This window comes from Streptomyces sp. NBC_00250 (assembly GCF_036192275.1).
Classification (GTDB): Bacteria; Actinomycetota; Actinomycetes; order Streptomycetales; family Streptomycetaceae; genus Streptomyces.
The window spans coordinates 1,680,010-1,703,510 of the sequence record NZ_CP108088.1; the positions used below are offsets into that span (position 1 = coordinate 1,680,010).

At 71.4% G+C, this 23,501-nt stretch carries 23 protein-coding genes, 1 tRNA gene and 1 pseudogene; 10 read left to right on the top strand and 15 right to left on the bottom strand.

The genetic code is table 11. The features are described 5' to 3' along the window. Nucleotides 1-104: 104 nt before the first annotated feature. From OG259_RS07290 to OG259_RS07300, 3 genes are read left to right on the top strand one after another with little or no spacing between them, the layout of a single operon-like run. A complete protein-coding gene (locus OG259_RS07290; protein WP_328941475.1) occupies nt 105-740 on the top strand; it encodes a metal ABC transporter ATP-binding protein in 636 nt (211 codons plus the stop codon). After that, entirely contained in the window at nt 737-1,615 is an 879-nt protein-coding gene (locus tag OG259_RS07295; protein WP_328941476.1) for a metal ABC transporter permease, read from the top strand. Before OG259_RS07290 ends, OG259_RS07295 begins: the two co-directional genes overlap by 4 nt. Then, nucleotides 1,564-2,376, top strand: a complete 813-nt coding sequence (locus tag OG259_RS07300; RefSeq protein ID WP_328941477.1) for a metal ABC transporter solute-binding protein, Zn/Mn family — start codon at nt 1,564-1,566, stop codon at nt 2,374-2,376. Before OG259_RS07295 ends, OG259_RS07300 begins: the two co-directional genes overlap by 52 nt. A 96-nt stretch (nt 2,377-2,472) precedes the next feature. Here the strand turns inward: OG259_RS07300 and OG259_RS07305 are convergent, their stop codons facing one another. After that, nucleotides 2,473-4,203, bottom strand: a complete 1,731-nt coding sequence (locus OG259_RS07305) for a class I adenylate-forming enzyme family protein (protein WP_328941478.1) — start codon at nt 4,201-4,203, stop codon at nt 2,473-2,475. Beyond that, a complete protein-coding gene (locus OG259_RS07310; protein WP_328941479.1) occupies nt 4,200-5,999 on the bottom strand; it encodes a CoA transferase in 1,800 nt (599 codons plus the stop codon). The genes OG259_RS07305 and OG259_RS07310 overlap by 4 nt, the downstream gene beginning before the upstream one ends. Nucleotides 6,000-6,191: 192 nt before the next feature. On the opposite strand from OG259_RS07310, the gene OG259_RS07315 reads away from it, so the two are divergent. Next, nucleotides 6,192-7,373, top strand: a complete 1,182-nt coding sequence (locus OG259_RS07315) for an acyl-CoA dehydrogenase family protein (RefSeq protein WP_328941480.1) — start codon at nt 6,192-6,194, stop codon at nt 7,371-7,373. Here the strand turns inward: OG259_RS07315 and OG259_RS07320 are convergent. Then, the gene (locus tag OG259_RS07320; RefSeq protein ID WP_328941481.1) at nt 7,360-8,448 is read right to left on the bottom strand and encodes a sugar ABC transporter permease; all 1,089 of its coding nucleotides are present in this window, start codon (nt 8,446-8,448) and stop codon (nt 7,360-7,362) included. The genes OG259_RS07315 and OG259_RS07320 overlap by 14 nt on opposite strands. Further along, the gene (locus OG259_RS07325) at nt 8,445-9,662 is read right to left on the bottom strand and encodes an MFS transporter (RefSeq protein WP_328941482.1); all 1,218 of its coding nucleotides are present in this window, start codon (nt 9,660-9,662) and stop codon (nt 8,445-8,447) included. Before OG259_RS07325 ends, OG259_RS07320 begins: the two co-directional genes overlap by 4 nt. A 208-nt stretch (nt 9,663-9,870) precedes the next feature. Here OG259_RS07325 and OG259_RS07330 point away from each other — a divergent pair, with 208 nt between their 5' ends. Together OG259_RS07330 and OG259_RS07335 are read left to right on the top strand one after the other, a co-directional pair. Further along, on the top strand, nt 9,871-10,512 hold the full coding sequence (locus OG259_RS07330) for a hypothetical protein (protein WP_328941483.1): 642 nt from the start codon (nt 9,871-9,873) through the stop codon (nt 10,510-10,512). 138 nt (nt 10,513-10,650) lie between these two features. Next, nucleotides 10,651-11,334, top strand: a complete 684-nt coding sequence (locus OG259_RS07335) for a sigma-70 family RNA polymerase sigma factor (RefSeq protein WP_328941484.1) — start codon at nt 10,651-10,653, stop codon at nt 11,332-11,334. A 202-nt stretch (nt 11,335-11,536) separates the two neighbouring features. Here OG259_RS07335 and OG259_RS07340 read toward each other — a convergent pair whose 3' ends face one another. From OG259_RS07340 to OG259_RS07350, 3 genes are all read right to left on the bottom strand, one after another. Further along, nucleotides 11,537-12,376 carry a DUF4389 domain-containing protein gene (locus tag OG259_RS07340; protein ID WP_328941485.1) on the bottom strand — a complete coding sequence of 280 codons (840 nt, stop codon included), beginning with the start codon at nt 12,374-12,376 and terminating at the stop codon, nt 11,537-11,539. A gap of 250 nt (nt 12,377-12,626) precedes the next feature. Then, nucleotides 12,627-12,848 carry a helix-turn-helix domain-containing protein gene (locus OG259_RS07345; RefSeq protein ID WP_328941486.1) on the bottom strand — a complete coding sequence of 74 codons (222 nt, stop codon included), beginning with the start codon at nt 12,846-12,848 and terminating at the stop codon, nt 12,627-12,629. Then, nucleotides 12,848-13,339, bottom strand: coding sequence for a DUF2975 domain-containing protein (locus OG259_RS07350; RefSeq protein WP_328941487.1), 492 nt, complete (start codon nt 13,337-13,339; stop codon nt 12,848-12,850). Before OG259_RS07350 ends, OG259_RS07345 begins: the two co-directional genes overlap by 1 nt. Nucleotides 13,340-13,505: 166 nt before the next feature. On the opposite strand from OG259_RS07350, the gene OG259_RS07355 reads away from it, so the two are divergent. After that, complete coding sequence (locus tag OG259_RS07355; protein ID WP_328941488.1) at nt 13,506-13,919, top strand: hypothetical protein; 414 nt, start codon at nt 13,506-13,508, stop codon at nt 13,917-13,919. A 98-nt stretch (nt 13,920-14,017) separates the two neighbouring features. Here the strand turns inward: OG259_RS07355 and OG259_RS07360 are convergent, their stop codons facing one another. Beyond that, nucleotides 14,018-14,956 (bottom strand): hypothetical protein, encoded by a 939-nt coding sequence (locus OG259_RS07360; protein WP_328941489.1) that lies wholly within the window; start codon nt 14,954-14,956, stop codon nt 14,018-14,020. 30 nt (nt 14,957-14,986) lie between these two features. Here OG259_RS07360 and OG259_RS07365 point away from each other — a divergent pair. Continuing rightward, nucleotides 14,987-15,184: pseudogene (locus OG259_RS07365) on the top strand (site-specific integrase); the annotation flags it as partial. Between the two features lie 310 nt (nt 15,185-15,494). Here OG259_RS07365 and OG259_RS07370 read toward each other — a convergent pair. Together OG259_RS07370 and OG259_RS07375 are read right to left on the bottom strand one after the other, a co-directional pair. After that, nucleotides 15,495-17,855, bottom strand: coding sequence for an arylsulfatase (locus tag OG259_RS07370; RefSeq protein ID WP_328941490.1), 2,361 nt, complete (start codon nt 17,853-17,855; stop codon nt 15,495-15,497). 412 nt (nt 17,856-18,267) lie between these two features. Beyond that, complete coding sequence (locus tag OG259_RS07375) at nt 18,268-18,783, bottom strand: hypothetical protein (RefSeq protein WP_328941491.1); 516 nt, start codon at nt 18,781-18,783, stop codon at nt 18,268-18,270. A gap of 286 nt (nt 18,784-19,069) precedes the next feature. On the opposite strand from OG259_RS07375, the gene OG259_RS07380 reads away from it, so the two are divergent. Then, nucleotides 19,070-19,438 carry a tyrosine-type recombinase/integrase gene (locus OG259_RS07380; RefSeq protein ID WP_328947021.1) on the top strand — a complete coding sequence of 123 codons (369 nt, stop codon included), beginning with the start codon at nt 19,070-19,072 and terminating at the stop codon, nt 19,436-19,438. A gap of 99 nt (nt 19,439-19,537) precedes the next feature. Here the strand turns inward: OG259_RS07380 and OG259_RS07385 are convergent. Further along, a tRNA-Pro gene (locus tag OG259_RS07385) sits at nt 19,538-19,611 on the bottom strand. Nucleotides 19,612-20,179: 568 nt separating this feature from the next. On the opposite strand from OG259_RS07385, the gene OG259_RS07390 reads away from it, so the two are divergent. Next, complete coding sequence (locus tag OG259_RS07390) at nt 20,180-21,388, top strand: acyl-CoA dehydrogenase family protein (RefSeq protein ID WP_328941492.1); 1,209 nt, start codon at nt 20,180-20,182, stop codon at nt 21,386-21,388. Between the two features lie 131 nt (nt 21,389-21,519). Here OG259_RS07390 and OG259_RS07395 read toward each other — a convergent pair whose 3' ends face one another. The 4 genes from OG259_RS07395 to OG259_RS07410 are packed head-to-tail and all read right to left on the bottom strand — an operon-like array spanning nt 21,520 to nt 23,498. Then, nucleotides 21,520-22,092: a GAF domain-containing protein gene (locus OG259_RS07395; RefSeq protein ID WP_266898923.1), complete on the bottom strand. Its 573-nt coding sequence runs from the start codon at nt 22,090-22,092 to the stop codon at nt 21,520-21,522. Further along, a complete protein-coding gene (locus OG259_RS07400; protein ID WP_328941493.1) occupies nt 22,089-22,712 on the bottom strand; it encodes a GTP-binding protein in 624 nt (207 codons plus the stop codon). The genes OG259_RS07395 and OG259_RS07400 overlap by 4 nt, the downstream gene beginning before the upstream one ends. Beyond that, a complete protein-coding gene (locus OG259_RS07405) occupies nt 22,690-23,061 on the bottom strand; it encodes a DUF742 domain-containing protein (RefSeq protein ID WP_328941494.1) in 372 nt (123 codons plus the stop codon). The genes OG259_RS07400 and OG259_RS07405 overlap by 23 nt, the downstream gene beginning before the upstream one ends. A 2-nt stretch (nt 23,062-23,063) precedes the next feature. Further along, nucleotides 23,064-23,498, bottom strand: a complete 435-nt coding sequence (locus OG259_RS07410; RefSeq protein WP_030313740.1) for a roadblock/LC7 domain-containing protein — start codon at nt 23,496-23,498, stop codon at nt 23,064-23,066. Nucleotides 23,499-23,501: the final 3 nt, after the last annotated feature.

Sequence of the window (23,501 nt, forward strand, 5' to 3'; positions counted from 1 at the left end):
GCCGACGACGACGGCCCCGGGTTCCCCGCCAAGGCGCGGGAACCCGACGCGGCTCCCGTCCGACTCCTTCAGCGCACCGGCACAGCAGCGGCGAAGGGCAGAGGATGGGTGGACTGGACATACGCATGCGCGGAGTCGCCTGTCGGCACGGCCGGAACGAGGCGGTCGTGGGCGTCGATCTGGAGATCGCCGCCGGTGAACGCGTCGCGCTGACCGGGACGAACGGATCCGGGAAGACGACCTTGCTGCGCGCGGTCCTCGGGCTGCACCGGCGGACGAGCGGCGCCATCGAGGTCGGCGGACACACCGCCCGCTCGGCCGCCGAGTGGGCGTCGCGGCGCCGGTCCTGCGCGTGGATCCCCCAGAAGCCGGCCGCCGGGCGGTTTCCGCTGCGCGGCGACGAGCTCCTGACGAGCAGTGGCGCGCCGAAGGAGGCGACCGAGGCGGCGGAGAGGCTCGGTGTCGGCGCGCTGACCGGAAGGCCCGTGGACACCCTGTCCGGCGGGCAGTTGCAGCGCATGTACCTGGCGCGGGCGATCGGCTGCGTCGCCGCCGGGGCGCAGGTGCTCCTCGCCGACGAGCCGACCGCCGCACTCGACTTCGAGGGGCAGGAGGAAGCCGCGGACGTGCTGACCGCGTTGCCCGTCACCCTCGTCGTCGTGACCCACGACCGGTCGCTCGCGGAACGGTGCGACCGGGTCCTGGAGATGGCCGCCGGCCGACTGCGGGAGGTGCGGTGAACGCGCTCGCGGCGGCCGATCTCGGCGCCGTGCTCCAGCTCGCACCGGTGCAGCGGGCAGGCATCGCCCTGCTCCTCGCGGCGGTCGGGCTGCCGGTGATCGGTGTGGTCATCGTCGGGCTCGACATCATGCCGGTGCGGTTCGCGATGATGCACGTCGCGCTGCTGGGCATCGCGGTCGGGCTCCTCACCGGGCTCGATCCGATGCTGTGCGCGCTGGTGGCCTGTGCCCTGTCCGGCGCGGGGGTCGCCCCGCTGGCCCGTACGCCCGCCGGCCTGTCCGGCGCGATGGGTCTGCTGATGAGCCTGGCCATCGCCGCCGCGCTGCTGCTGCTCGCCGTGTCCGGCGTCAACGCCTCCGGCGCGTTCGCGCTCCTCTGGGGGTCGATCCTCTCGGTGGGCGACGCCGACCTCGTCGTACTCGCCGCCCTCGCCGTCGTCGTACCGGCGCTCTTCTGGTGGAAACGCCGGGACGTGGCCCTGCTCCTGTACGACCGGGAGCTCGCCCAGGTCTCGGGTGTCCCCGTGCGTCTCCTCACCACCGCGCTGCTCGTGCTGGTCGCCGTCGCGGTCGCGGGGGCGATCAAGCTGACCGGGGCGCTCCTCGTCGATGCCCTGACCTTGCTGCCCGCACTGGCCGCGCGTCGTCTGGGCCGCTCTCTGTGGTCGATCACCCTGTGGGCGGTCGGGATCGGCGTCGCGGTCAATCTGACGGGCTTCCTGCTGGCCCTGTGGCTGGACTGGCCTCCCGGCCCGGTCCTCGTCCTGACGGCGGGGGCGGTCGTCCTCGCCTCGCATCTCATTCCCGAACGGAGAAACAGCTCATGGCGCGCACCCGCGTCCGTACCGCCCGTATCGTCTCCCTCCTCGCACTGAGCGCGGTCCTTCCACTGGTCACCGGCTGCGGAACCGACTCCTCGCCCTCCGGCGCGGACGACCCGAAGGCCGCCGGTCACCGGCCGGTGGTGGTCGTGACGACCACCTGGGAGGGGGCCTTCGCCAAGGCCGCCGGGGCCGAGGACGTCACGGTGATCGTGCCGCGGTCCGTGCACCACGCGCCCGACTACGACCCGAAGCCCTCCGACCTGGCGGCCGTGGCGAAGGCCGACTTCGTGCTGTACGCGCCGTTCGAGCCGTACGCCGCGAAGATCAAGGAGGCCGCGGGGTCGAAGGCGAAACTGGTCGAGGTGAACCTCGACAACGACCCGGCGAAGGCCGGGGCCGAAGTGGTGCGCCTGGGCGGCCTGTTCGGTACGAAGGACTCCGCCGCGCGGTGGAGGACGAGCCTCGACGGTGAGGTCGCGAAGCTGAACGGGGAGCTCAAGTCGGCCTGGCCCGGCGGGAAGAGCCCGGCCGTCGTCACCCAGGTCTTCACCGCCTGGGCGGCCGGCCTCGCGGGCGCCACCACGGTGGGAACGTACGGCCCCGAGCCGGTCACCCCCGCCCAACTGGCCTCCCTGTCGGCGAAGAAGCCCGCCTACGTCCTCGACAACGCGCACATGTCGACCGGCACGGTACTGCCGGACTCGGGCGCGAAGCAGGTGAAGATCGTCAACTACCCGGGCGAGGACCTCGACCTGCTCGCGGTGTACCGCGACGCGGCGGCCGAGCTGAAGAAGTCGATGGGCGGGGCCTGATCCGGTAGGCCGTCGGCGGCCTTGATCCGAGGTCGCGGGGAAGGCGGAGGGGAGGGGGAGGGCCGTCGGCGACGGTCCTCCCCCTCCCCCGTGACCTCACGCCTGGACGAGTGCCGCGCCCCGTTCCTCCACGATCCGGCGCCGCAGCGCGGCACGGTCCGGTTTGCCGGCGGCGGTGAGCGGCAGCTCGGGCAGCGGGAGCAGGTGCTCGGGGTGCTTGTGCCGGTCGAGCCCCGACTCGGCCAGATGCTCACCGAGTTCCGCGAGCGACGGGACCCGCGCTCCCCTGGTCACCAGGCAGGCGGCGAGCCGCTCCCCCATCAGCGGGTCCGGCACCCCCACGCAGACCACGTCCCGCACCTGCGGATGGGAGGCGAGTCCGCGCTCGACCTCGGCGGGGCTGATGTTGGCGCCGCCGCGTATCACGACGTCCTTGAGGCGGCCGACGACGTGGAGGACGCCTTCGTCGTCGAGGAATCCGAGGTCGCCGGTGCGGACCCAGCCCTCGGGCGTGCGGTAGCGGGCGTCGAGGTCCGGGGAGGCCACGTAGCAGAGCGGGGTCATCGGGCCGCGCGAGACGATCTCGCCGATCCGCCCGTCGGTCAGCTCCTCGTGGGTGTCGGGGTCGGCGATGCGGATCTCCGCTACCCGGGGATCGGGCTTTCCCGCGACGACACCGGAGCGGTCGGTGGGCGGCACCGTGTGCTGAAGTCCGGTGTGGCAGTTGACGCCGTCCGCCGATCCGTACAGGTTGACGACCGGGCAGCCGAACGCCTCGGCCGCCGCCTTCGCGGTGGCCTCGTCGAGGGGTGCGCCGCCCAGGACGAGCGCGGTGGGCGCCGGAAGAGGATCCTCCTTGCCCTCCAAGGTCTCCAGGGCCTCACTGGTCTCCCTGATCTCCCTGGTCTCCTTGGTCTCCCTGGTCTCCTTGGTCTCCTTGGTCTCCAGCATCATCCGGAGCATGGTGGGGACGCCGAGGATGTGGGTGGGCGCGTGGTCCCGTACGGCGGCGAGCGCGGCCTCGGGGGTGAAGTGGTCGAGCAGGACGAGGGTGCCGCCGTGCCGGGCGAGGGTGACGGCCGTGCCGTTGGAGCCGAAGGCCGAGCCGAGCGGGACGAGGAAGAGGCAGCGGGGCGGGGTGTCGTCGGGCATGAGGGAGGCGAAGAAGTTCCCCCGCCCTCCGGCCAGGGCGTTGTGGGAGTACGCGATCATCTTCGGCTCCGCCTCCGACCCGGAGGAGACGAGGATGCGGGCCGCGCTGTCGGGGTCGGGGCGGGCCGCCACGAAGCCGATGGGGTCGGTACGGAGGAGTTCCGCGAGCGGAATCGTTCCTTCTGGCGCCCTGCCGGGTCCGGCGGCGATCACGTGCCGCAGTGCGGGCAGGGCCGCGGCCAGGGCCTTGAGGTCGGCCGCGTGCGTCTGGCCGCGATGCTCCGTGGCGGCGATGACCGCCACGGCCTCCGAACGGCGCAGCAGGCCCTCGGCCTCCGCGGCCCCGCGGCCGACCGGGAAGGGAAGGGCGATCGCGCCCAGGGCGGCGAGGGCCAGGTCCGCGATGACGGCGTTGCGGTGGTTGGGGAGTTGTACGGCGACGACGTCCCCGCCGCCGACGCCGAGGCCGCGCAGGCCCTCGGCCAGACATCGGACCTTGCGGTCGAGAGCGGTGTAACAGAGCTTGCCCTTGGCGTCGATGACGGCCGTGCGGTGCAGGTCGGCGATCTGCCGGGCCCGGAACAGGCTGTAGAGATCGAGGTCCGGGCAGGTGCCGTCCACCGCCCAGGAGCGGCGGAGCCGAGTGGGCAGCAGGTCGGTCAGGGTGACGGTCACGCGAAGCTCCAGGGGTCGGGAACGGCGGGGGCGCCGTGCGCGTCCCGGCCGATCGGGCCGGACAGGCGCGGGTCGTGGTGGAGGCCGGTCAGGTCGGTGGTGACGGCGGTCGCCGTCAGGCCGTGGTGGCGCAGCCGGTCCAGGGCGTCCTCCGTGCACATCCCCCGGACGTCGTACGCGGCGGCGGCCGTCGCGCAGGCGTCGCTCGGTGCGATCCAGCCGTCCGAGGTCCGGAGCGGGTGGCGGAAGCCGGCGGGCCTGCGCGGGTCCTCGCCCCTCGCGGCTCTTCGCAGCGCGGGGGCGAGCAGGGTGTCGGCCGCGCCGAGGAGCGAGGACTCGACCCGTACGCCGTGTCCGGTGCGCTCGCGCAGCAGGAGTCCGGCGAGGACCGCCTCGGTTCCGTGCAGTCCACCCAGGAGGTCGAGGAGCGTCATCAGGGACGGTACGGGCGGTTCGCCGGCCGGGTGGACGGCCTCCCCGGCGCCGGTTCGGGCCTGCACCATGAAGTCGGTGCCCATGGGGGCGTCGTCGATGCGGTCGGCCCAGCCGCCGGTGTAGGCGTACACGAGGGCCGGGTTGGCGTCGGCCAGGTGATCGGCGTCGAGTGCGAGCTCGGCGGCCTTGCCCGGGGCCCAGTTGTGCAGGAACACATCGGCTCCGGCGGCGAGTTCGCGCAGCCGACGCCGGTCGCCGGCCGACTTGATGTCGATCTCGACGGCCTCCTTGCCCCGGTTGAGCGCGAGCCAGCGGGCCGAGACCCCGTCGCAGGCTGGCGGCATCCCGCGCAGCGGATCGCCGCCCGGCGGCTCGATCCGGACCACCCGCGCCCCGAGCAGCCCCAACAGGTGCGCGGCGAGCGGTGCTTGGATGCGGCGGCCCGCTTCGAGGACGGTCAGGCCGGCCAGCGGAAGACGTGCGTGGCGGTCGCCCTCGGCACCCCCACCCGGCCTGGGACCAGGGGCGGTCGCCGGGTACCCGGGGCGCAGCGCGTCCAGGGACCACGGGTCGGCGCCGTCGTCCTCCCCGGCCCGCTCGGCGAGCGTGCGCAGTCGGCACACCTCCGCTCCGGACAGTCCGGCCGCCTGCCGGATCCGCTGCCAGGTGTGGAGCCGGGTCGTCTCGTGCAGGACGACCGGGAACGGCGCGCAGGCGGTGGCGTACCGGAACTGGAAGGGGCGCCATCCCACCCGTATCGCATCGGCGGGAGCCTCCAGGGCCCGCCAGAACGCGGCCCAGTCTCCGGGGTCGAGCGTCTCCAGCTCGAAGAGGACGCCGTCGGCGGAGGTGAACGGCGGCCCGCCGGGGGCGGGTTCGACGGCCTCCGGCTCGTCGGCTCCGGAGGCGGCGAGGTACTGGGAGACGGTGAGCAGGCCGGTGCGGTCGGCCGTCGTGCTCAGGAGCGGTGCCGGGCCGGCCCCTCGGGCCTGACCGATGAGTCCGGCGAGCAGTCCCTGGACGGTGAGCACGCCGGTGGCGGTGGCCAGCCAGTCGACGGCGAGGCCGCGCGGTGTCCCGTGGCGGCGTCCGTGCACGGCCATGACGCCGGTGGCGGCCTGCGCGGTGGCCTCGTCCTCGACGCCGGAGCCGCGCGCACCCCACGCGGTGCGGGCCGTGACGGGCCCGAAGCCGCCGCCGTCGAGCACGATCTCCCCGGCGCCCGTGTCGTGCGACCGCGCCCCGAGTCGACCGAGATGGTCGCCGACGACCCTGGTCAGGGCCGGAGGCCCGGCGATCTCGAAACGGAGTGCGTCGAGCGGGCGGCGGACCGCGCTGTGCGTGGTCGCTGGTGACGGCATGCCTCTCCTCTCCTGGCGCGGCGAGGGCCGGCGCTCGGGGACCGCCACCGTGCGGGACTGTCACGGTGCGGGAACTGACTCGGTGCGGGAACTGATCCGGTGCGGGAACTGGCGGGCCGGTGCGCCCGACCACTTCCCCGGGCAGGCAGTCGGACGCGTGTTCTGCCGAGTTCCCGGGATGGAGGAGAAACCATGACGGATCATGACGTACCGGATGTCGACCTGCTGCGGAAGCGGGTGTCCGCGTTCGTCCGCGACCGGGTGTTCCCGTGCGAGCCCCTGCTCGACGCCGGTGGACCGGCCGCCGGCGAGGTGCGGGAGCGGCTGCGGGCGGAGGCGCGCGGGGCGGGCCTCTGGGCGTTGCCCCTGCCGTCCGAACTGGGCGGCGGGGGGCTGGCATTGAGCGCGTACGCGAAGCTCGCCGAGGCCGAGGGCGCCAGCGACCACGGTCCGGCCGCCCTGGGGTCGGCGTCCCTCCTCGACGTGACCATGCTGTCCCGGCACGGCTCCTCGCGGGTGCGCTCGGACCACCTCACCCGCCTGGTCGCCGGTGACCTCCGCGCCTGCTACGCGATGACGGAGCCGGACACACCCGGAACGGAGCCCGCGCTCACGGCGACCCTGGCCGAGCGGCGGGCTGGTGGCGGCTGGAGCGTCACCGGGCGCAAGTGGTTCGTGTCGAACGCGGCGGACGCCGACCTGGTGACCGTGCTCGCCCGCACGAGCGGATCGGCCGGGGACCGCGAGGGGCTGTCCCTGCTCCTCGTCCCCACGGACTCCCCCGGCTTCCGGGTCGTCCGCGAGCTGCCCGTCCTGGGCGCGACCGGGCAGTACGAGATCGAGCTCGACCATGTCGAGGTCGCCGAGGACGGCCTCGTCGGCGAACCCGGCCGGGCGCTCGCCGTCGCGGGCGAGCGACTCCAACTGGGGCGTACGCTCCGGGCCTTGCGCTGGATCGGTCAGGCACAGCGGGCCTTCGACCTCATGTGTGGGCGCGCCACCGCACGGCAGGGCGCCCGAGGACCGCTCGCGGACCGGCAGCTCGTCCAACAGCACGTCTTCGAGGCACTGTTGGCCTTGCGGACCGCACGTCCGCTCGTCCACGAGGCGATGGCGCTGGTCGCCGAGGGCCGGGACGCCCAGGTGGAGGTGGGCCTGGCGAAGACGGCGGCGGCCCGCACTCTTCAGGACGTCGCGGACCGGGCCGTCCAGGTCTTCGGCGCCGCCGGGCTCGGCCCGGACACCCCGCTTCCCTCGCTGTTCCGTACGGGCCGGACGGCCCGGATCCTCGACGGGCCCGACGAGCAGCACATCTCCTCGGTCGCCCGGCGCGTACTGCGGAGCCGGCAGGATCCGGCCGTCACACCCTCCTGAGGTCGACCCGACCGAGGAGCGCGGTGAGGCCGAGGGCCAGGAAGAAGTCGCCCCAGACCAGTTCGTGCCGGACGGCCGTGCCGTGGGGCGCGTCGTAGCACCCGTCGAGGAGCATGCCCGACGGACGGGGACCGCCCGGGCGGGTGAGGTGGGCCTGCGCGAGCCGGTGCAGCACGGCCTCCGCGCGAGCGACGCACGCGGGAACCCACCCGGCTCCGGGGACGAGCGCGAGCTTCAGCAGCGCGACCGCCGCGATGGCGGCGGCCGAGGTGTCCAGGGGCCCGTCAGGATGGTCGGCGTCGGCGGGCGGGACGAGCGGTCCGGTGAGGAACTCACCCCGTTCGAGGAGCAGTTCCGCCACTTCGGTCAGCCGGTCCGTGCGCGACGACGGGTTCCTCGCGTGGACGAAGGCGTCCGCCACGGCCAGCAGCAGCCATGCCTCGCCCCTGGTCCAGCCGGGCGCCGGTTCGGATTCGGCCGACCAGCCGCTCGCCTCGTCCCAGCGCCAGGCCGGGCGGGGGCGTCGCTCCCCCGGGCGCGGCAGACACAGCTCCAGGTGACGGTGCAGGTGCGCGGCGGCCGCCGCCTGCCCCTCGGTCCCGGCGGATACCAGCAGGGGTACGAGGCCCGGCACGCCGTCCGCACGCGCCCGCAGCCGTGGGCCGCCGAGCGCCGCCCCCCAGGGGACCAGGCCCAGCGTCGCGTCCCAGGCGGCGAGGGCGGACTTCGCCGCGTGATCACGCAGCGCGTCGGCCGCTTCGTCCCCGGCGGCCAGGGCCGTGCCGTACCAGACGATGAGGCCGCGGGTCGCGGTGTCCGCCCCGGCCCACGGAGCGAGCCGGGCGGTGACGTCGGCCGCCGCCGAACGGTGTGCGTCGAGGCCGGTGTGCCGGGCCCTGAGCCAGAGCAGTCCGGCCCAGAACCCTCCGGTCCAGGACCCGCGGCCGGTGCTGGTCCACCGGCCGTCGGCCGGGTCGGCGTACAGCGGGAAACGCGCACCCACCTGCCCGGCGGTCTCCACCACACGCCGAAACAGCAGGCCGAGGGCCTCTTCGGCCCAGTCCCTGCCCGTCACGCCGGGACGCCCGTCGCCGTACGGCGGTCCCGCAGCGCCCAGGCGAAGGCGACGGCTCCGGCGGCAGCGAACTCGACCGCCACCAGGGCCCAGCCCTCGCCGTACCGGCCGCGCTCCGCGAGCAGCCCGAACAGCGGTGGCCCGACGGCGAACCCGGCGAAGAACCCGGCGGCGACCAGCGCCGAGTCCTGCCCGGCCCGGCCGGGCGCGGAGCGCTGCATCACGAGCACCATCGAGACCGCGTTGCCGGACACGGCGAACACCCCCACCGCCAGGGCCCCCACCCACACGAGCGGCTCGACGCGAAGGGCCGCGGCCAGGAGCAGGGCCGCTCCCACGGCCCCGCTCGCGAGCAGGCCGGGAAGCCAGGGCGCCCGCGCGGGCGTGGCGGCCCGGGACCAGCCGACCCGTCCGGCGATCCCCGCGACGCCCAGGACGGCGATCAGCGCCCCCGCCGCGGAGAGCCCCATGCCCAGACGCCGGGCGCCGAACAGCGCGAGGTACGTGTTGACGGAGGCGATGCCCGCCCCCAGGAAGAACGAGTAGGCGGCGAGCCGGCGCACGAGGCCACCGGCAGGGGATGGTGTACGGAGTGCGGGGTCGCCCTTGGGCGGTGCGTCGGCCGGCAGCGCCCGCCAGGCCCAACCCGCCGCGACGAGAGCCGCCCCGGCGGCCAGCCACACCGCACCCCGCCAGCCGATCACGCTCGCCGTGGCGGCGAGCGGCAGCCCGGCCGCGAAGGCGCCGAGCTGGACCCCGGACTGCTTGGTGCCGGTCACGCTGCCGCGCTTCGGCGCCGGGACGGTGGCCAGGATCGCCTTGTTCGTCGCCGGGTTGGCGAGCGCCTGCGGCAGACCGCCGAGGGCGACGGCCGCGAGCAGCAGGGCGGGGCCAGGAGCCGCGCCGATCAGGCCCAGCGCCGACGCCGAGACGGCGAGCAGCGCCACGAGTGCCCGGCGGGGGCCGATCCGGTCGACGATCCGGCCGCCGGCGGGCGAGAGCACGGCGGCCGTGCCGAACCCCACCGTCGTGGTCAGGCCGAGGACGGTCTCCGAGACGCCGAGCCGGTCGACGAGCCGCGGACCGAGCGCTCCGATCAGGAAGAGCTGCATCATCGAGAAGGCCATGGCCGTGGTCAGGAGCGCGGTCAGCCCTCGTACCGCGCCACCTCCGGCCCCGGCCGGTGCGATGTCCGGCGCATCCGCGGTCTCCATGTGGCCCCCTCCTCCGTCTCCTCCGTTCGGCGACGGAGCTCTCCGTCGTCGACCTCCAGAAGTCGTCGCGGCCCACCGTCGAGTTCCCGAGGCACCCTTGTGGGGCGCGCCACAGTCGCGTACTCATGACCCGACAGGTCGAGGGGGCGGCCTGGCGGGTGCGGTACCGCCGTCACGCCTCCGGGGAGGGTGCAAGGATGGGCGCGCCATGACACCAGGCCGATGTTCGCGAGGAGTGCGGGCCGCGACGTTCGCGGCCGTCTGCGTGCTGCTCGCCGCCACCGGCCACATCCTGATGTCCGGGCAGGCCGTGGCCACTTGGGCGCTCTCCCTCTCCTTCGTCGTGACCGTGGCGGTCGCCTGGTTCCTCGCGGGCGACGAGCGCGGCGTGTCAGCCGTCACGGCGGCGACCGTGGTCGTACAGAGCGTGCTGCACACGGTGTTCTCCTCGTCGCAGGCGCCGCCCGGCCCGCCGCCGTCGACCACCGCGCACATGGCGATGGATCACGCCCACGCGGCTCATCTGACGATGTCTCACACGACGCCCGTCGCCCACGACATGACGGACATGACCTCGTCTTTCGGCATGCTCTCGGCGCACTTGCTGGCCGCACTGCTCAGCGGCCTGTGGATGGCGTACGGCGAGCGGGCCGCCTTCCGTCTCCTGCGGGCCCTGCCCCTGGGGCTCTTCCGGCCGCTGCGCCTCCTGTTCGGCGTCGTCCTCCCCGTACCGCGGGACCGGTCTCGTCTCCGGCCCGTTCGCGCCGCTGACGAGCGCGTACCGCTCCGACTCCTCCTGGCCCATTCGGTCATCTCCCGAGGTCCCCCACAGGCACTCGCTGTCCTCTGACAGCCGGCTCCCCGAGCACGACGGCGCGGTTCCGTCGCTCGGGCATCGGCCACGCCCTTCCGGCCGGCCGTACCAGTCACCGGCGTGCCGCCGTTCGCGCGCCGCCGGATTCCCTTTGCCTTCTAAGGACTTGTGGCGATGACTCCTGCCCACGACACCCTCCACCCGGGACCGACGAGCCCGTCCCGCTCCCCGCACACGGCCGACACTGACGCGGCGACGACCCTGCTCGCGCTGGCGGCCAGGGACGGCGATCCCGCCAAGGCCGACCTTTTCGTGCGCGCCCTCCACCACGACGTCCGGCGGTACGTCGCCTACCTGAGCGCCGACCGTCAGGCGGCCGACGACCTCACCCAGGAGGTCTTCCTCCGCGCGCTGGCCGCGCTGCCCCGGTTCGAGGGGCGTTCCTCGGCCCGTACCTGGCTGTTGTCCATAGCCCGCAGGACGGTGGTCGACAGCCTGCGGCACGCGGCCGCCCGCCCCCGCCTGTCCGATCGGGACGACTGGCAGCGGGAGGCCGAACACACCCAGCCCCAGGGACTCCCCGGTTTCGAGGACGGCATCGCCCTCGCCGAACTCCTGGCCGCGATCCCGGCCGAGCGGAAGGAGGCGTTCGTCCTCACCCAACTCCTGGGCCTGCCCTACGCCGAGGCCGCCGAGACCATCGGCTGTCCCATCGGCACGGTCCGCTCACGCGTGGCCCGGGCCCGCGCCTCGCTGGTGGCGCTGCTGCGCGGCGACGAGGAGCCACGGCCCGAACCCGACTGCGACGAGGGCCCGACGCCCCGCAGGAGGTTCACCCGGGCCCCCGCTCTCGCCTGACAGCCCCGTCGCCCGGGCGGAGGCGAACCGCACGACGGTCCGTTCGGAGGAGCCGGACGGACCGTCGGTCCGGCCCCTCCGAAGGAGCACCCCGTCCGAGTCCGGATAGGCATGCAGACGCTCCGCCGCGACCACGGCCGCCGCGTCGTCGCCTACGCAGCCGCCCGCTTCATCACCGTCGTCCCCGAGATCATGGAACGTACTACCGGCCCGCGACCGACTCCGGCGAGGACAACCCGCCGGCGACCGGTGCGGCAGCCGGTGCGGCAGCCGCGTCCGGGCGGTCGTCGCCCGCGTCGTCGTAGTCGATCGAGCCCGAGGTGACATGACCGGCGAGTCCGAGGAGCAGGAAGAGCCAGAGCAGGACCTGCGCGGCGGTGCTCAGGCGGAGCGGACGCGTCGCGGAGTACGCGGGCTGCGCGGCGGCCTCGGGGGCGTCGCCCAGGAATCCCTTGGGGTACACCGGGGTCAGCATCGTCACGTAGGCCGCCAGCCGCATCCGGTACCGGACGACGGCCGCCGTGGCGCCGAAGACCGGTTCGGGCAGACGGCCCAGGACGATGCCGATCAGCCAGAACACCCAGCTGATCGCGAACCAGCCGGACTGCGCGAGGCCGACGACGATCGCCGCCGGAATCATCAGGATCAGCCGGAACAGCACGGCGAGCCGGTTGAGCGGGGTGGCGCGCAGCTCGATGCGCACCGGGTAGTCGGGGGCGTCGAAGGCGAACGGCGGGTAGCGGTCGACCAGCAGGGTCGCACTGGCGGTGACCCGGGTCTGGTAGGCGAGGACCGAGCCGAGGAAGGACGCGATCGGGTCGGGCAGGCGTCCCAGGACCAGAGCGCTGAACCAGCCCGCGACGGTGACGAAGAACCCGGCGAAGGAGAGCAGGGCGACGACGATGAACTGCGGCAGGAGCAGCAGCCAGCGCAGGAACACGGTCCAGCGACGCTGCTCCCCCGGCGGGGGCACGTCCAGAGCAGGCCGCCATTCGGCTCCGTCGGCGTCGGTCGAGGGTCGGGGCTCCCAACCTGCTGCCATGGCCGTCTCCGTCTCTCCCGCATCCCGTGCTTCCCAGGTCACATCGATGCTGACGCAGCCGCCCGACCCTCGCACGGCCATAGGGGCCACTCGGACCAAGGGACACGAAGGCACTCCAGGGCGGACGGCGGGGCGCCGGCGACCCCACGCCCACGCCCACGCCCACGCCCCTACAGTCCGCGTACCGCGTAACGCGTGCCGCGTCCCGGGTCACTGGCGCCGGGCGTCTTCACGTCCGCCCCGGGGCACGTCATCCGTCCGCGATGTCTTCGCCCTCCCAGCGCAGCAGGTCGCCCGGCTGGCATTCGAGCACCTCGCAGAGCGCGGCGAGCGTCGCGAAGCGCACCGCCTTGGCGCGGCCGTTCTTGAGGACCGCCAGGTTGGCGGGCGTGATCCCCACACGCTCCGCGAGCTCGCCCACGGACATCTTCCGCCTGGCCAGCATCACGTCGATGTCGACGGCGATCGGCATCAGATGACCTCGTCCAGCTCGGCCCGCATCCTCGTGGCTTCGACGTCGCGCGCCACGGCCTGGGCGAGCAGCATCCGCAGCACGAGCACGATGAGCGCGACTCCCAGGATGGCCAAGCCGAGACCGCCCATGATCACGGTGACGCCCGGGTCCTCCCGCTGGCCCGGCGCGTTCAGGACCGTGACCGCGAACCACAGGAGGGCCGCCGCCACGATCGCGCCGATCACACCGTCCACGTACCGGAAGGCGGTGTGGGAGAACACGGTTCCGCGTCGCACCATCGCCACCAGCCGCCAGACGCAGACCAGAGCGACCTGGGCCGACACCATGCCCAGGACCACGATCACCCGCAGCGGGGTCAGCGGGAGCGACCCGTCCTCCGGGTCGTTCCCACTGACCAACACCCAGACCATCAACGCCTGCACGAACACGGTGCCGACGAGCACCACCGCGAGCACGGCGCGCAACGCGCGCACTGCCAGTTTCCCCATGACCCACCCTTCCATCGACTTACGATGGGAATCTATCGATTTTCGATAGGCAAAGCAAGGTCTGGGATAACTCCCCCAGGTCGCCGCTCCCGGCGCTCCCGGCGCTCCCGGTCAGTAGCGCGTCGGCGCCGTCCGCCCCAGGTCGGGCAGGGCCCGCAGTTCGACGGTGAGGGGTACGATCCCCGACGCCGTCCAGGCCGCCAAGATCCCCTCCAACCCGGCCAACCAGTTCATCAACCTGAACCCGCTCCTCAAACGGCTCGGTGCCCCGCTGCTCGCCGCGTGGATCGGCGAGACTCAGCTCGCCCACCCGCCGCTCACCGCCGCACAGTGCTTCTTCGACGACACGGCCGACGACAAGGTGGTGCTCCACGGCGAACCGACCCTGCGCCACGGCGCGGCCAACCCCGCCGACCGCTCGCCCTACACCGCCTTCGTGCTCATGTGGTCGGCAATGGACTCCTTCAACCACCTCATGAAGGGGCATCCCTGGAACGCGGAGCTCCAGCACATCGCGGCCGAGGGCGGGCTCGACGAGTCCCAGTCCCGGATCGAATCTGACGAGGAAGTGGCGGAGTAGATCACGGAAATCGGTGAGCTCTCCGACGCCCTCTTCAGGGTTATGGGACAACCTTTAGGTGTCGGCTGACTGCACGTGATTTCGTTTGGGAATCACTGCTACTTGCCACGGAGTTCATCGATCCGCTCTTGTTCCCAGTAGTCCAGGATCATTTCGAGGCGCCTGCCGGACGGTTCGATGCGGTTGAGGGCCCGATCTAGGTTGATGAACGGAATCATCAGCCCGGTGAGCGACGACGTCTTGGATTTCAGCCCTTCTGCCTGCTTTGCCCAGGACGGCAGGTTCTTGGACACGTTGCTGAGGCCGGTCAGTATTCTGACCATTTCGTCATCTGGGAGGGAGGCGTCCGGTTTCCCGGAGCTGTCGACGCCCAACAGTTGCCGCGCGGTGGCCACGGCCGCAAAAACGGCCTGCACCCGCTTTACCTCGTGACCATGGAACCGGCGGGCCATCGCTTTGACATCGACATCGACGCCTTCGATGAGCCGACCCCGAAGCTGCTGCGGCGCTACGACGGGATCGGAGTCCGATGACGCCATGGCCCACATGATCGGGCGATGCCGGCCGATAAGTTCATTGGCCAAAACCCTGTAAGCCAGTACGAGATCTGAGATCAGATCAGGCTCCAGTGTGTCTCGGTGGTATGCGGCGTTGCGGTACTGGTGTAGCCGGTCGAGCACTTCACGTTCCTGGGCTGTCAACACGCCCTTCTGCTTCAGGAATTTGGTCTTCTCGTGCAGGTGGTCATCGATGGCCTTGCGGCGATCCGGCCCCACGTGCTCGTCGACCAACTGGCTCAGTTCCTCGGCGAGCTCCCCGCCATCGTCACGGAACTCACGCATCTCCGCGATGATGCTGTCAGCGACCTGGAAGGCGAGCCGGGCGTTGACCTCGCGGCCGATGACCACCTCCACCAGGTGGTCCAGGAGGATGAGAGCAAGACGGTTGTGTGCCTGATCGCCAGCCTCGGCGCATCGCCGGATCTCGACTATCTCGACCGCGAGCCAGTTCCACTGTTCGGCCTCTTGTACGGTCACGCGGTCCCAGTCGGCCGCGAAAGGCTGCACCTCACCTGGTTCGCCGATGCCGGGGTCCAGGTGCACGTCCTCCGCAAGATCGCCGGCCATGGCTCGCTCACCACCACCCAGCGATACCTGCACCCCGACGTACACAAGATCACCGCCGTCGGCGCCGCCCACTCGGCACACCTCAGTGCGCTCCGCGCACCGCGGTCCCTGCCGAGCCCGATCGTGGTCGCCCGTTGACCGGACAAGGCGAGTTGGTCCCCAAGTGTTCCCCAAATCCGTCTACCGGGTCATCCGCCGCCTGTGGCCGGCGAATGCGGACGGGGTTGGGCTGCAGAGCCAAGCCGTCGTCCACCGCGGCTTGGCTCTGCTCCGGAGTGGGCCGGTAGAGACTGCCAGCCACCACCCGCAGTGGCGCTGCTTCAAGGTTGCGCGCCGTTCGCGTTGAGGTCGTTGAGGCTGTCCGGGAGGACATCCGACAGGTGACGACCGAATACCCGTTCATGCGTGCGCCCTGTCACCTGCACGAACGCTTCGTGGGGGGGGCGGCTTACTGGCGGGCCATGTGCATGCGCATCTCGCTCTCGGCGTCGACGATGAGGTCGCCGGACAGGTCGACGGTGACGCCGTGCAGAGTGCCGGTGAAGCGGAACGGCGCCCGGTAGTCGGGGGTGACGGCAGAACCGGGGTTGGCGCCGCAGAGCACACCGCCCGGATTGAAGGCGATCGGGGTGGTGACCGGCATGTCGATCTGTCCGACGAGGCGGCCGTCGACGTACAGCTGGGCAAGGCCGGGAGCACCCCTGCCCTGGGAAAGGTCCGGGGCCCCGGTGGGCTCGAACTCGAAACGCAGCACGTGCCGCCCCTCTGGAAGGGCCTCGCTGGAGACCACGTGGTGCAGGGCCCGCTGAACGTAGTTGTGGGCGTAGTGCAGGTGGCCGTCCTTGACGTAGAAGGACCAGCCGCCGGCGTTGGTGCCCTGGCAGAGAAGGACGCCCTCGGCTCCGCCGGGCGGGATCTCGACGTCGGCGGTGATGCTGTGCGGGCGGTTGAGGACCCGGGGCGCAACCGCGGCCGGCAGGACCTGAGTACCCGGGCGGAAGGTGTAGCTGGTGCGGTCCTGGGTGATCTGCGGGCGCTCGGTCATCAGCCGCTGCAGGACGCTGCCGTCGATCGGCAGCACGTTGTACTTGCCGGCCTCCACGTACCACAAGGCGATCATCTCGATCAGCTTGCTGCGGTGCTCCTGGGCGAGATTCCTGGTCTCGGCGATGTCCTGGTCGACGTGGTACAGCTCCCAGTGGTGGGCATCGAGGTCGTCGAGGTCCGTCATGGTGATCGGAGTGCCGAAGGGCCGCCCGGCCTCCGCGAGGGAGGGGCCGGGCCAGGGGCAGACCGCCCGCCACCCGTCGTGGTCGATGGCCCGGTGTCCCAGCATCTCGTAGTACTGGGTGCGGTGGAGGCTCGGTGCACCGGCGTCGTCGAAGGTGTGAGCGAAGCTGACGCCGTGCAGGGGCGCCTGGGTGACGCCGCGAATGGTCGTGGGCGCCTCGATGCCGAGCACGTCCAGGACGGTGGGGACCATGTCGATGATGTGCGCGAACTGATCGCGGATCTCACCGCGGGCCCGGATACCGTCGGGCCAGTGGACGAGGAACGGGTCGCTGACGCCTCCGCGGTAGGTCTCCCGCTTCCATCGGCGGAACGGTGTGTTGCCCGCCCACGTCCATCCCCACGGGTAGTGGTTGAAGGTGGCCGGGCCGCCGAGCTCGTCGATGCGCGCCAGGCTCTCCTCGAGCGTCTCGGGCGCGTTGTTGAAGAACTGCATCTCGTTGGTGGTGCCCGTCACCCCGCCCTCGGCACTCGCTCCGTTGTCGGAGACCACCATGATCAAGGTGTTGTCGAACTCGCCGGTCTCCTTCAGGAAGTCCAACAGTCGGCCGAGGTGGTGGTCGGCGTGGGAGAGGAAGCCCGCGTAGACCTCCATCAACCGCGAGGCAAGCCGCCGCGCGTCCGGCGTGAGCGACTCCCAGGCGGGCACGTCCGGATCGCGCGGGGACAGGCGGGCGTCCGTGGGCACCACGCCGAGCTCCTTCTGCCGGGCGAAGGTCTGCTCCCGGTAGGCGTCCCAGCCGTCGTCGAAGCGTCCCCGGTAGCGGTCGGCCCACTCCTTCGGCGCATGGTGCGGGGCATGTGTCGCACCGAGGGACAGGTTCAGGAAGAACGGCTTGTCCGGGGCGACCTGCTTGGCGTCGGCGATGAACGACATCGCCCGCTCGACGAGGTCCTCTGTCAGGTGGTAGCCCTCCGCCGGCGTGGCGGGCGGCTCGACCTGGTGGTTGTCGTAGACGAGGTCCGGATACCACTGGCTGGTGTCGCCGCCCAGGAACCCGTAGAACCGCTCGAAGCCCCGCCCCAGCGGCCACCGGTCGTACGGGCCCGCCGCCGACTCCTGCTCCGAGGGCATCAGGTGCCACTTGCCGACCATGTACGTGTTGTAGCCCTGCTGCAGCAGCATCTCCGACAGGAACCCGTTCTCGAACGGGATCTGCCCGTTGTAGCCCGGATAGCCGGTGGCCAGCTCCGTGATCGCCGCCATGCCGTTGGCATGGTGGTTTCGGCCCGTCATGATGCAGGACCGCGACGGCGAGCACAACGCGGTGGTGTGCATATTGCTGTACAGCAGCCCACCTGCGGCCAGCGCGTCCAGGTTCGGCGTCTCGATCGGACTGCCATAGCAGCCCAACTGCCCGAACCCGGTGTCATCGAACACGAGGAACAACACGTTCGGCGCACCCGCCTCGCCCCGCACCGGCTGCGGCCACGCCGGACTCGACTCATCTGTCGTCCTACCGATCACTCCCGGGAACCGCTGCCCCGGCCGGTACTCGCTCCACGACGGCTGCGCCATTCCAGTTCTCCATCCCACCAACCCCGACGAAGGAGCGGGTGATGCTTGTGCGGCTGCTCCACGCTAGGCCGCCGCCATCGCCCCCCGCGATCGGAGTACGCTGTCTGGCCCTCCCTTGGACGACGTAGCGCTTGGGCAGCCCTCCGCCTCGTCCAGTTCGATGGACTTCGCAACGGGGCTGGACTTTCCGTCATTGTTCTGCCTCAACCCCCAGGGTCCGCCCGGTGATCCGCCCTGATCTCTGCGGCGTGCAGCCGCCTTCTCTGCGATTGGCGGACCTCGAGCTCCTATCGGACCGGCACCGAGATACCTGGCAGAAGCACCGGCTCCGCCGCACGGTTTCGATTCCCGTGATCCGCTCCATGGCAAAGCCACAGGTCAACGACTTGGGGCTTTCGTGTTGCCGGGACCCTTATGCGGTGGGGAGCGGGTTCTGGTGGTAGCGCTCGGAGCCGTCCTGGGCTGCCTCGCGGACTCGATGGCGTCGCCGAGGGGGGTGACCCGGATGGCGGGGCCAGGCGGGGATCGTGATGCTGGTGCGCAGGGCGGGAGGGGGAAGGGCGGCGTCGGGGAGCCGGTGCTCGATGATGGCGCACAGCCTCGGATACCAGTCCGCCGCCATATCGAGGGCGAATTGGTGCAGTTGGGGGCTGATAAGCGTACGCAGGTCGTGGGGCGGCGTTCGGCGCGGGCGTACGCCGAAGTAGCAGGCCGTGTAGTCGCCGCCGTCGTGCAGTTCGACGTCGGGAGCCAGGCGTCCGCGGCCTGCGCGGCGTTCTCGTGCGGCTGGTGGGGGCCGATGCCCATGTAGCGTTCGTGGGGAGCCGACCAGGAGCGTGAAGACGTGGAACATGGCCTCGGGGAAGAGGGCATGGGTTTGGTGGTTGAGCAGGACCTTGCCGTAGACCTGGCGGACTCCGCTGTCCATGATCTGCGCGTGCTGCAGGTACTGGCGCGGACGACGGAGTTGATGTCGTCGGCGGTGGCGGTGATGCCGTCGGCGAAGTGCGCGGTGATCCGGCCGCCGTCGACGCGGGTTCGTTCGGCTGGTGGTCGAGCTCGGCATGCGCAGCGGCGGGTAGCCGGCGGGCGGCGCGGAAGAGCTCGTACGCTCGGACAGCAGCGCCCCGCGCAGGATGCTGTCGCCGTCGGGGTCGGTGTATAGGCGGTAACCCTGACTGCAAGTGAACAGAGCGTCGTCGCGCTCGAAGACGGTGACCTCGACGCCGCGGCGACGAAGGCCCCGGGCTAGGCACCGGCCATCCAGGCCGACGCGGGGCGACCATGTCTCCGCTGCGGTCCTGCGCAACGCGACCCACTGGGACGACGCCGTCACAAACCTCGGGTACGGGCACCTTTGCCGACACGACCTCCGGCACACCGGACTCACCTGGTTCGCCGACGTCGGGGTCCAGGTGCACGTCCTCCGCAAGATCGCCGGCCATGGCTCGCTGACCACCATCCAGCGGTACCTGCACCCCGACGTGCACAAGATCGCCGCCGCCGGCGCCGCGCTCTCGGCACACCTCAGCGTGCTGCGCGCGCCCCGGTCCCAGTCGAGCCCGATCGTGGTCGCCCGCTGACGCGGTCAAGGCGAGTTGGTCCCCGAGTGGTCCCCAAAAACGAGTCAGAGGCCGCTTCAGATTGCTCTGAAACGGCCTCTGACCTACGACTCTTTCGAGTCGGGACGACAGGATTTGAACCTGCGACCCCTTGACCCCCAGTCAAGTGCGCTACCAAGCTGCGCCACGTCCCGCTGCCCGTCTGACCTGGGGTTTCCCCCGGCTGGACGCGCATGAGAACAATACCGCACTTTCCCTGGTGGTCACGAACCCTTTCCCGGCACCCGGAGACGGGCGGGCGCGCGGAGCGGGGCGCTCACTCTCCGTGACGCTTCTGTGCGCCGGGGCGCGTGTTCGCGCACCTCCCCTCGGAGGGTGAGCGCGGGGTCCGGCGGGACGGAGGGGCGTACCAGCCGTACAGGCAGAAGAGGGGAAGACTTCCGGAATCGGCCATGAAGCCGCTCATGTGGTGTACCGGTCGCTCTCCTGGCCCTGTTTCGGCGCGCTCGCCGCCGGGGGGACGTGGCAGAAAGACGCCTAAGCGGAATGTCGCTCGGATCGGGCCGAGCAGGCCAGGACCACGCAAAACACAGTCAGGTTCCATCGTCAACCACTCGGGTTTCGGACAAAAATCGTGGCGATATTGATCCGTCCCAGAAAGATCAACACCATGAAGTGGTCGGCCTGTTCGCGACGGGGCCACCGCCGATGCACCACCTGACCGGACAACCGATCAGGCGTTTCGCAGGAGAGGTACTCCGGATGGACGGCTACTTCAGCAGTCGACTGCATCATCAGCTCAGGGAGACGGTTCGCGATTTCGCAGAGCGTGAGGTTCGGCCACGGATAGCCGAGATGGAGGCGTCCCGCACGGTCCATCACGAGCTGTCACGGCTGATCGCCGAGCAGGGCTGGCTGGGCGCCACCATCAACCAGGAGTACGGCGGCATGGGCGCCGGTCACCTGGCCAAGACCATCATCATCGAGGAGCTGTCCCGGGTCAGCGGCGCCATGGGTGCCATGGTTCAGGCCTCGCAGCTGGGCACCGCCAAGATCGTCCACTTCGGCAGCGACGAGCAGCGCAAGACCTGGCTTCCGGCCATCGCCGCCGGTGAGTGCCTGCCGACCATCGCGGTCACCGAGCCCGAGTCCGGTGGTCATGTCCTCGGCATGAGCGCCAGCGCGGTGCGGGACGGCGACGACTACATCCTCAACGGCAGCAAGGTCTACGTCGGCAACAGCCACGTCGGCGATCTGCACGGCGTCGTGGTCAGGACCGGTCCCGGTTCGAAGGGCCTCACCGCATTCCTGGTCGAATCCGATCGCCCTGGGTTCAGGACCGGACCGCAGCAGCAGGCCATGGGGCTCCACGGCTTCAGCTTCGGCGAGCTGATCTTCGAGAACTGCCGGGTTCCGGCCACCAACCGTCTCGGCGACGAGGGCGACGGCCTCTCCGTCGCGTACTCCTCCAGCGTCCTGTACGGGCGGGCCAACCTCACCGCCGTCTCGCTCGGCATCCACCAGGCGATCCTGGAGGAGACCACCCGCTTCGCCTCCGAGCGCATCCGGTACGGAAAGCCGCTCCACGACCTCCCCACGGTCAAGCTGAAGCTGGGTCAGATGCAGTCCCGCCTCATGACCGCCCGGCTGGCCGCGTACCACGCCGTGCACCTGCTCGACCAGGGGCTTTCCTGCGACACGGAGCTGATGAACGCCAAGCTCGTGAATGTCGAGTCGGCGATCGACTCCGGCCGTAACGCCATGGAGATCCACGCCGCCGCCGGTCTCTTCACGGACCGGGCCATCGAGCGCTACCTCCGCGACGCCCACCACATCTTCGCCCCGGCCGGCACCTCCGACATCCAGCTCCTCCGGCTGGCCGAGGTCGCCCTCGGCCAGGACAAGGGCAGCTGGTCGGAGCGCCTCTCCGAGCTGGTCCGCACACCGGAGCTGGAGCCCGTGCACGCCTGACGCGACGCCCCCGATATGCCAAGAGCCCCGGTACGGCCATCGCCGCACCGGGGCTCCCGGCATATCGGGGCATCTTGGATGTAACAGTCAGGTACTGACGGTCAGAGACACGCCGGTCGTCGTTTCGCCGGTCAGAACATGCCGTCCTCGCGACGGTTGATCTGCTCCATCAGCTCGGCCGCCATCGCCTTGATCGTCTCGAGACCGGCGCGCCCCCACGGCCGGACGTCGGTGTCGACCACGCAGATGGTGCCGAGCGCGACACCGGTGCGGTCTATCAGCGGCGCGCCCATGTAGGAGCGGATGCCGATCTCGTCCACGACCGGGTTCCCGGCGAAGCGCGGGTAGTCGCAGACGTCCTCCAGGACGAGCGCCTTACGCCGCACCACCACGTGCGGGCAGTAGCCGTGGTCGCGGGCCATGAAGCGGCCGACGCCGCCGGCGCCCGCTGCGGCCGCGCCCAGGTCGCTGCCGGAGTGGGTGCCCTCGGGGGTGTGCAGGCCGGCGAAGAACTGCCGGTTCTCGTCGATGAAGTTGACCATCGAGAACGGGGCGCCGGTCACGTCCGCGAGGCGGTGGGCGAATTCGTCGAACGCCGGCTCCGGCCGCTCACCGAGACCGAGTTCGCGCAGCCGCTGCACACGGGCGGGCGCGTCCTTGTCGACGGGGGTCAGCAGGAGGTGACCGGTGGGGTCGTACGTCATGGCGTGGCTCCGTAGCTCGGCACGGCGGCCGGGATGGTGGTGAGCAGATGCTGGACGAGGGTCAGCAGGGTGCGGATGCCGGAGCTGGAGATCCGGGCGTCGCAGAGGACGACCGGCACCTCCGGCTTGAGGTCGAGCGCGGACCGGATCTCGTCCGGCTCGTAGCGGAAGGAGCCGTCGAACTCGTTGACCGCCACGACGAACCGGATGCCCCGTCGTTCGAAGAAGTCCACGGCGGAGAAGCACTCCTGGAGCCTGCGGGTGTCGGCGAGGACGACCGCCCCGAGCGCGCCCTCGGAGAGTTCGTCCCACATGAACCAGAAGCGCTCCTGGCCGGGGGTGCCGAACAGGTAGAGGACGTGGCGGTCGTCGAGCGTGATGCGGCCGAAGTCCATGGCGACGGTGGTCGTGGTCTTGGACTCCACGCCCTCCAGGCTGTCGGTGGCGGCGCTGACCGAGGTCAGCAGCTCTTCGGTGCTCAGGGGTTCGATCTCGCTGACCGCGCCCACGAGGGTCGTCTTGCCCACGCCGAAGCCGCCCGCCACCAGGATCTTGAGCGCGGTGGGGAACGGGTCGGTCGCGAGACTGTCGTGGCGCTCAGAGCCGCTGTCGTAGGCCATCGAGCACTGCCTCCAGCAAGGAACGGTCGGTTGGGTTGGCGTGGAACCGGGGAGCGCGGGCGGTGAGTGCCCCGCAGTCCACGAGGTCGGAGAGCAGGACCTTGGTGACCACGGCGGGGAGCCGTAAGTGCGCCGCGATCTCGGCCACCGAGGTGGGCCCGTCGCACAGCCCGAGGGCCAGGCTGTGCTCGGGACCCATGTGGGCCTGGGGTGACGACCCGGTCGCCATCACCATGGACAGCAGGTCCAGTGCGGTGGTCGGCTTGGTCCGGCCACCGCTGACGGTGTACGGGCGGATCAGCCGGCCGGCCGCGTCGTCGAGCCAGGGCCCTTCCTGAGGGGTCGTCACGTTCACTGGCCGATGCCGCCCACCGCTCCGGCTGCCTGCCGGGCGGGGGTGACCAGGTACGGCCGGACGCTCTTGACGAGCATCGCCATCTCGTACCCGAGGACCGCGGCGTCCGCCTCGCGCCCGGCGAGGACGGCCAGGCAGGTGCCGGAGCCCGCGGTGGACACGAACAGGAGGGTGGAGTCGAGCTCCACGACCACCTGGCGCACCTCGCCGCCGTCGCCGAACCGGGCGCCCGCGCTCCGGCCGAGCGAGTAGAGCCCGGAGGCGAGGGCCGCCATGTGGTCGGCGGCGTCGGGGTCGAGACCGTGGACGGATTTCACGAGGCCGTCGGAGGAGAGCAGAACGGCGTTGCGGGTGTACGGGACCCGCTGGACCAGGCCGCTCAGCAGCCAGTCGAGATCCGAGGAATGGCCGGTCGGCACATTGCTCGCCATGGT

Bases quoted from the DNA above. Each gene is read 5' to 3' on its own strand.
- OG259_RS07290 (WP_328941475.1), top strand. From the start codon at position 105: ATGGGTGGACTGGACATACGCATGCGCGGAGTCGCCTGTCGGCACGGC.
- OG259_RS07300 (WP_328941477.1), top strand. From the start codon at position 1,564: ATGGCGCGCACCCGCGTCCGTACCGCCCGTATCGTCTCCCTCCTCGCA.
- OG259_RS07310 (WP_328941479.1), bottom strand. From the start codon at position 5,999: ATGCCGTCACCAGCGACCACGCACAGCGCGGTCCGCCGCCCGCTCGAC.
- OG259_RS07315 (WP_328941480.1), top strand. From the start codon at position 6,192: ATGACGGATCATGACGTACCGGATGTCGACCTGCTGCGGAAGCGGGTG.
- OG259_RS07325 (WP_328941482.1), bottom strand. From the start codon at position 9,662: ATGGAGACCGCGGATGCGCCGGACATCGCACCGGCCGGGGCCGGAGGT.
- OG259_RS07330 (WP_328941483.1), top strand. From the start codon at position 9,871: ATGACACCAGGCCGATGTTCGCGAGGAGTGCGGGCCGCGACGTTCGCG.
- OG259_RS07335 (WP_328941484.1), top strand. From the start codon at position 10,651: ATGACTCCTGCCCACGACACCCTCCACCCGGGACCGACGAGCCCGTCC.
- OG259_RS07340 (WP_328941485.1), bottom strand. From the start codon at position 12,376: ATGGCAGCAGGTTGGGAGCCCCGACCCTCGACCGACGCCGACGGAGCC.
- OG259_RS07345 (WP_328941486.1), bottom strand. From the start codon at position 12,848: ATGCCGATCGCCGTCGACATCGACGTGATGCTGGCCAGGCGGAAGATG.
- OG259_RS07350 (WP_328941487.1), bottom strand. From the start codon at position 13,339: ATGGGGAAACTGGCAGTGCGCGCGTTGCGCGCCGTGCTCGCGGTGGTG.
- OG259_RS07370 (WP_328941490.1), bottom strand. From the start codon at position 17,855: ATGGCGCAGCCGTCGTGGAGCGAGTACCGGCCGGGGCAGCGGTTCCCG.
- OG259_RS07375 (WP_328941491.1), bottom strand. From the start codon at position 18,783: ATGGACAGCGGAGTCCGCCAGGTCTACGGCAAGGTCCTGCTCAACCAC.
- OG259_RS07390 (WP_328941492.1), top strand. From the start codon at position 20,180: ATGGACGGCTACTTCAGCAGTCGACTGCATCATCAGCTCAGGGAGACG.
- OG259_RS07395 (WP_266898923.1), bottom strand. From the start codon at position 22,092: ATGACGTACGACCCCACCGGTCACCTCCTGCTGACCCCCGTCGACAAG.
- OG259_RS07400 (WP_328941493.1), bottom strand. From the start codon at position 22,712: ATGGCCTACGACAGCGGCTCTGAGCGCCACGACAGTCTCGCGACCGAC.
- OG259_RS07410 (WP_030313740.1), bottom strand. From the start codon at position 23,498: ATGGCGAGCAATGTGCCGACCGGCCATTCCTCGGATCTCGACTGGCTG.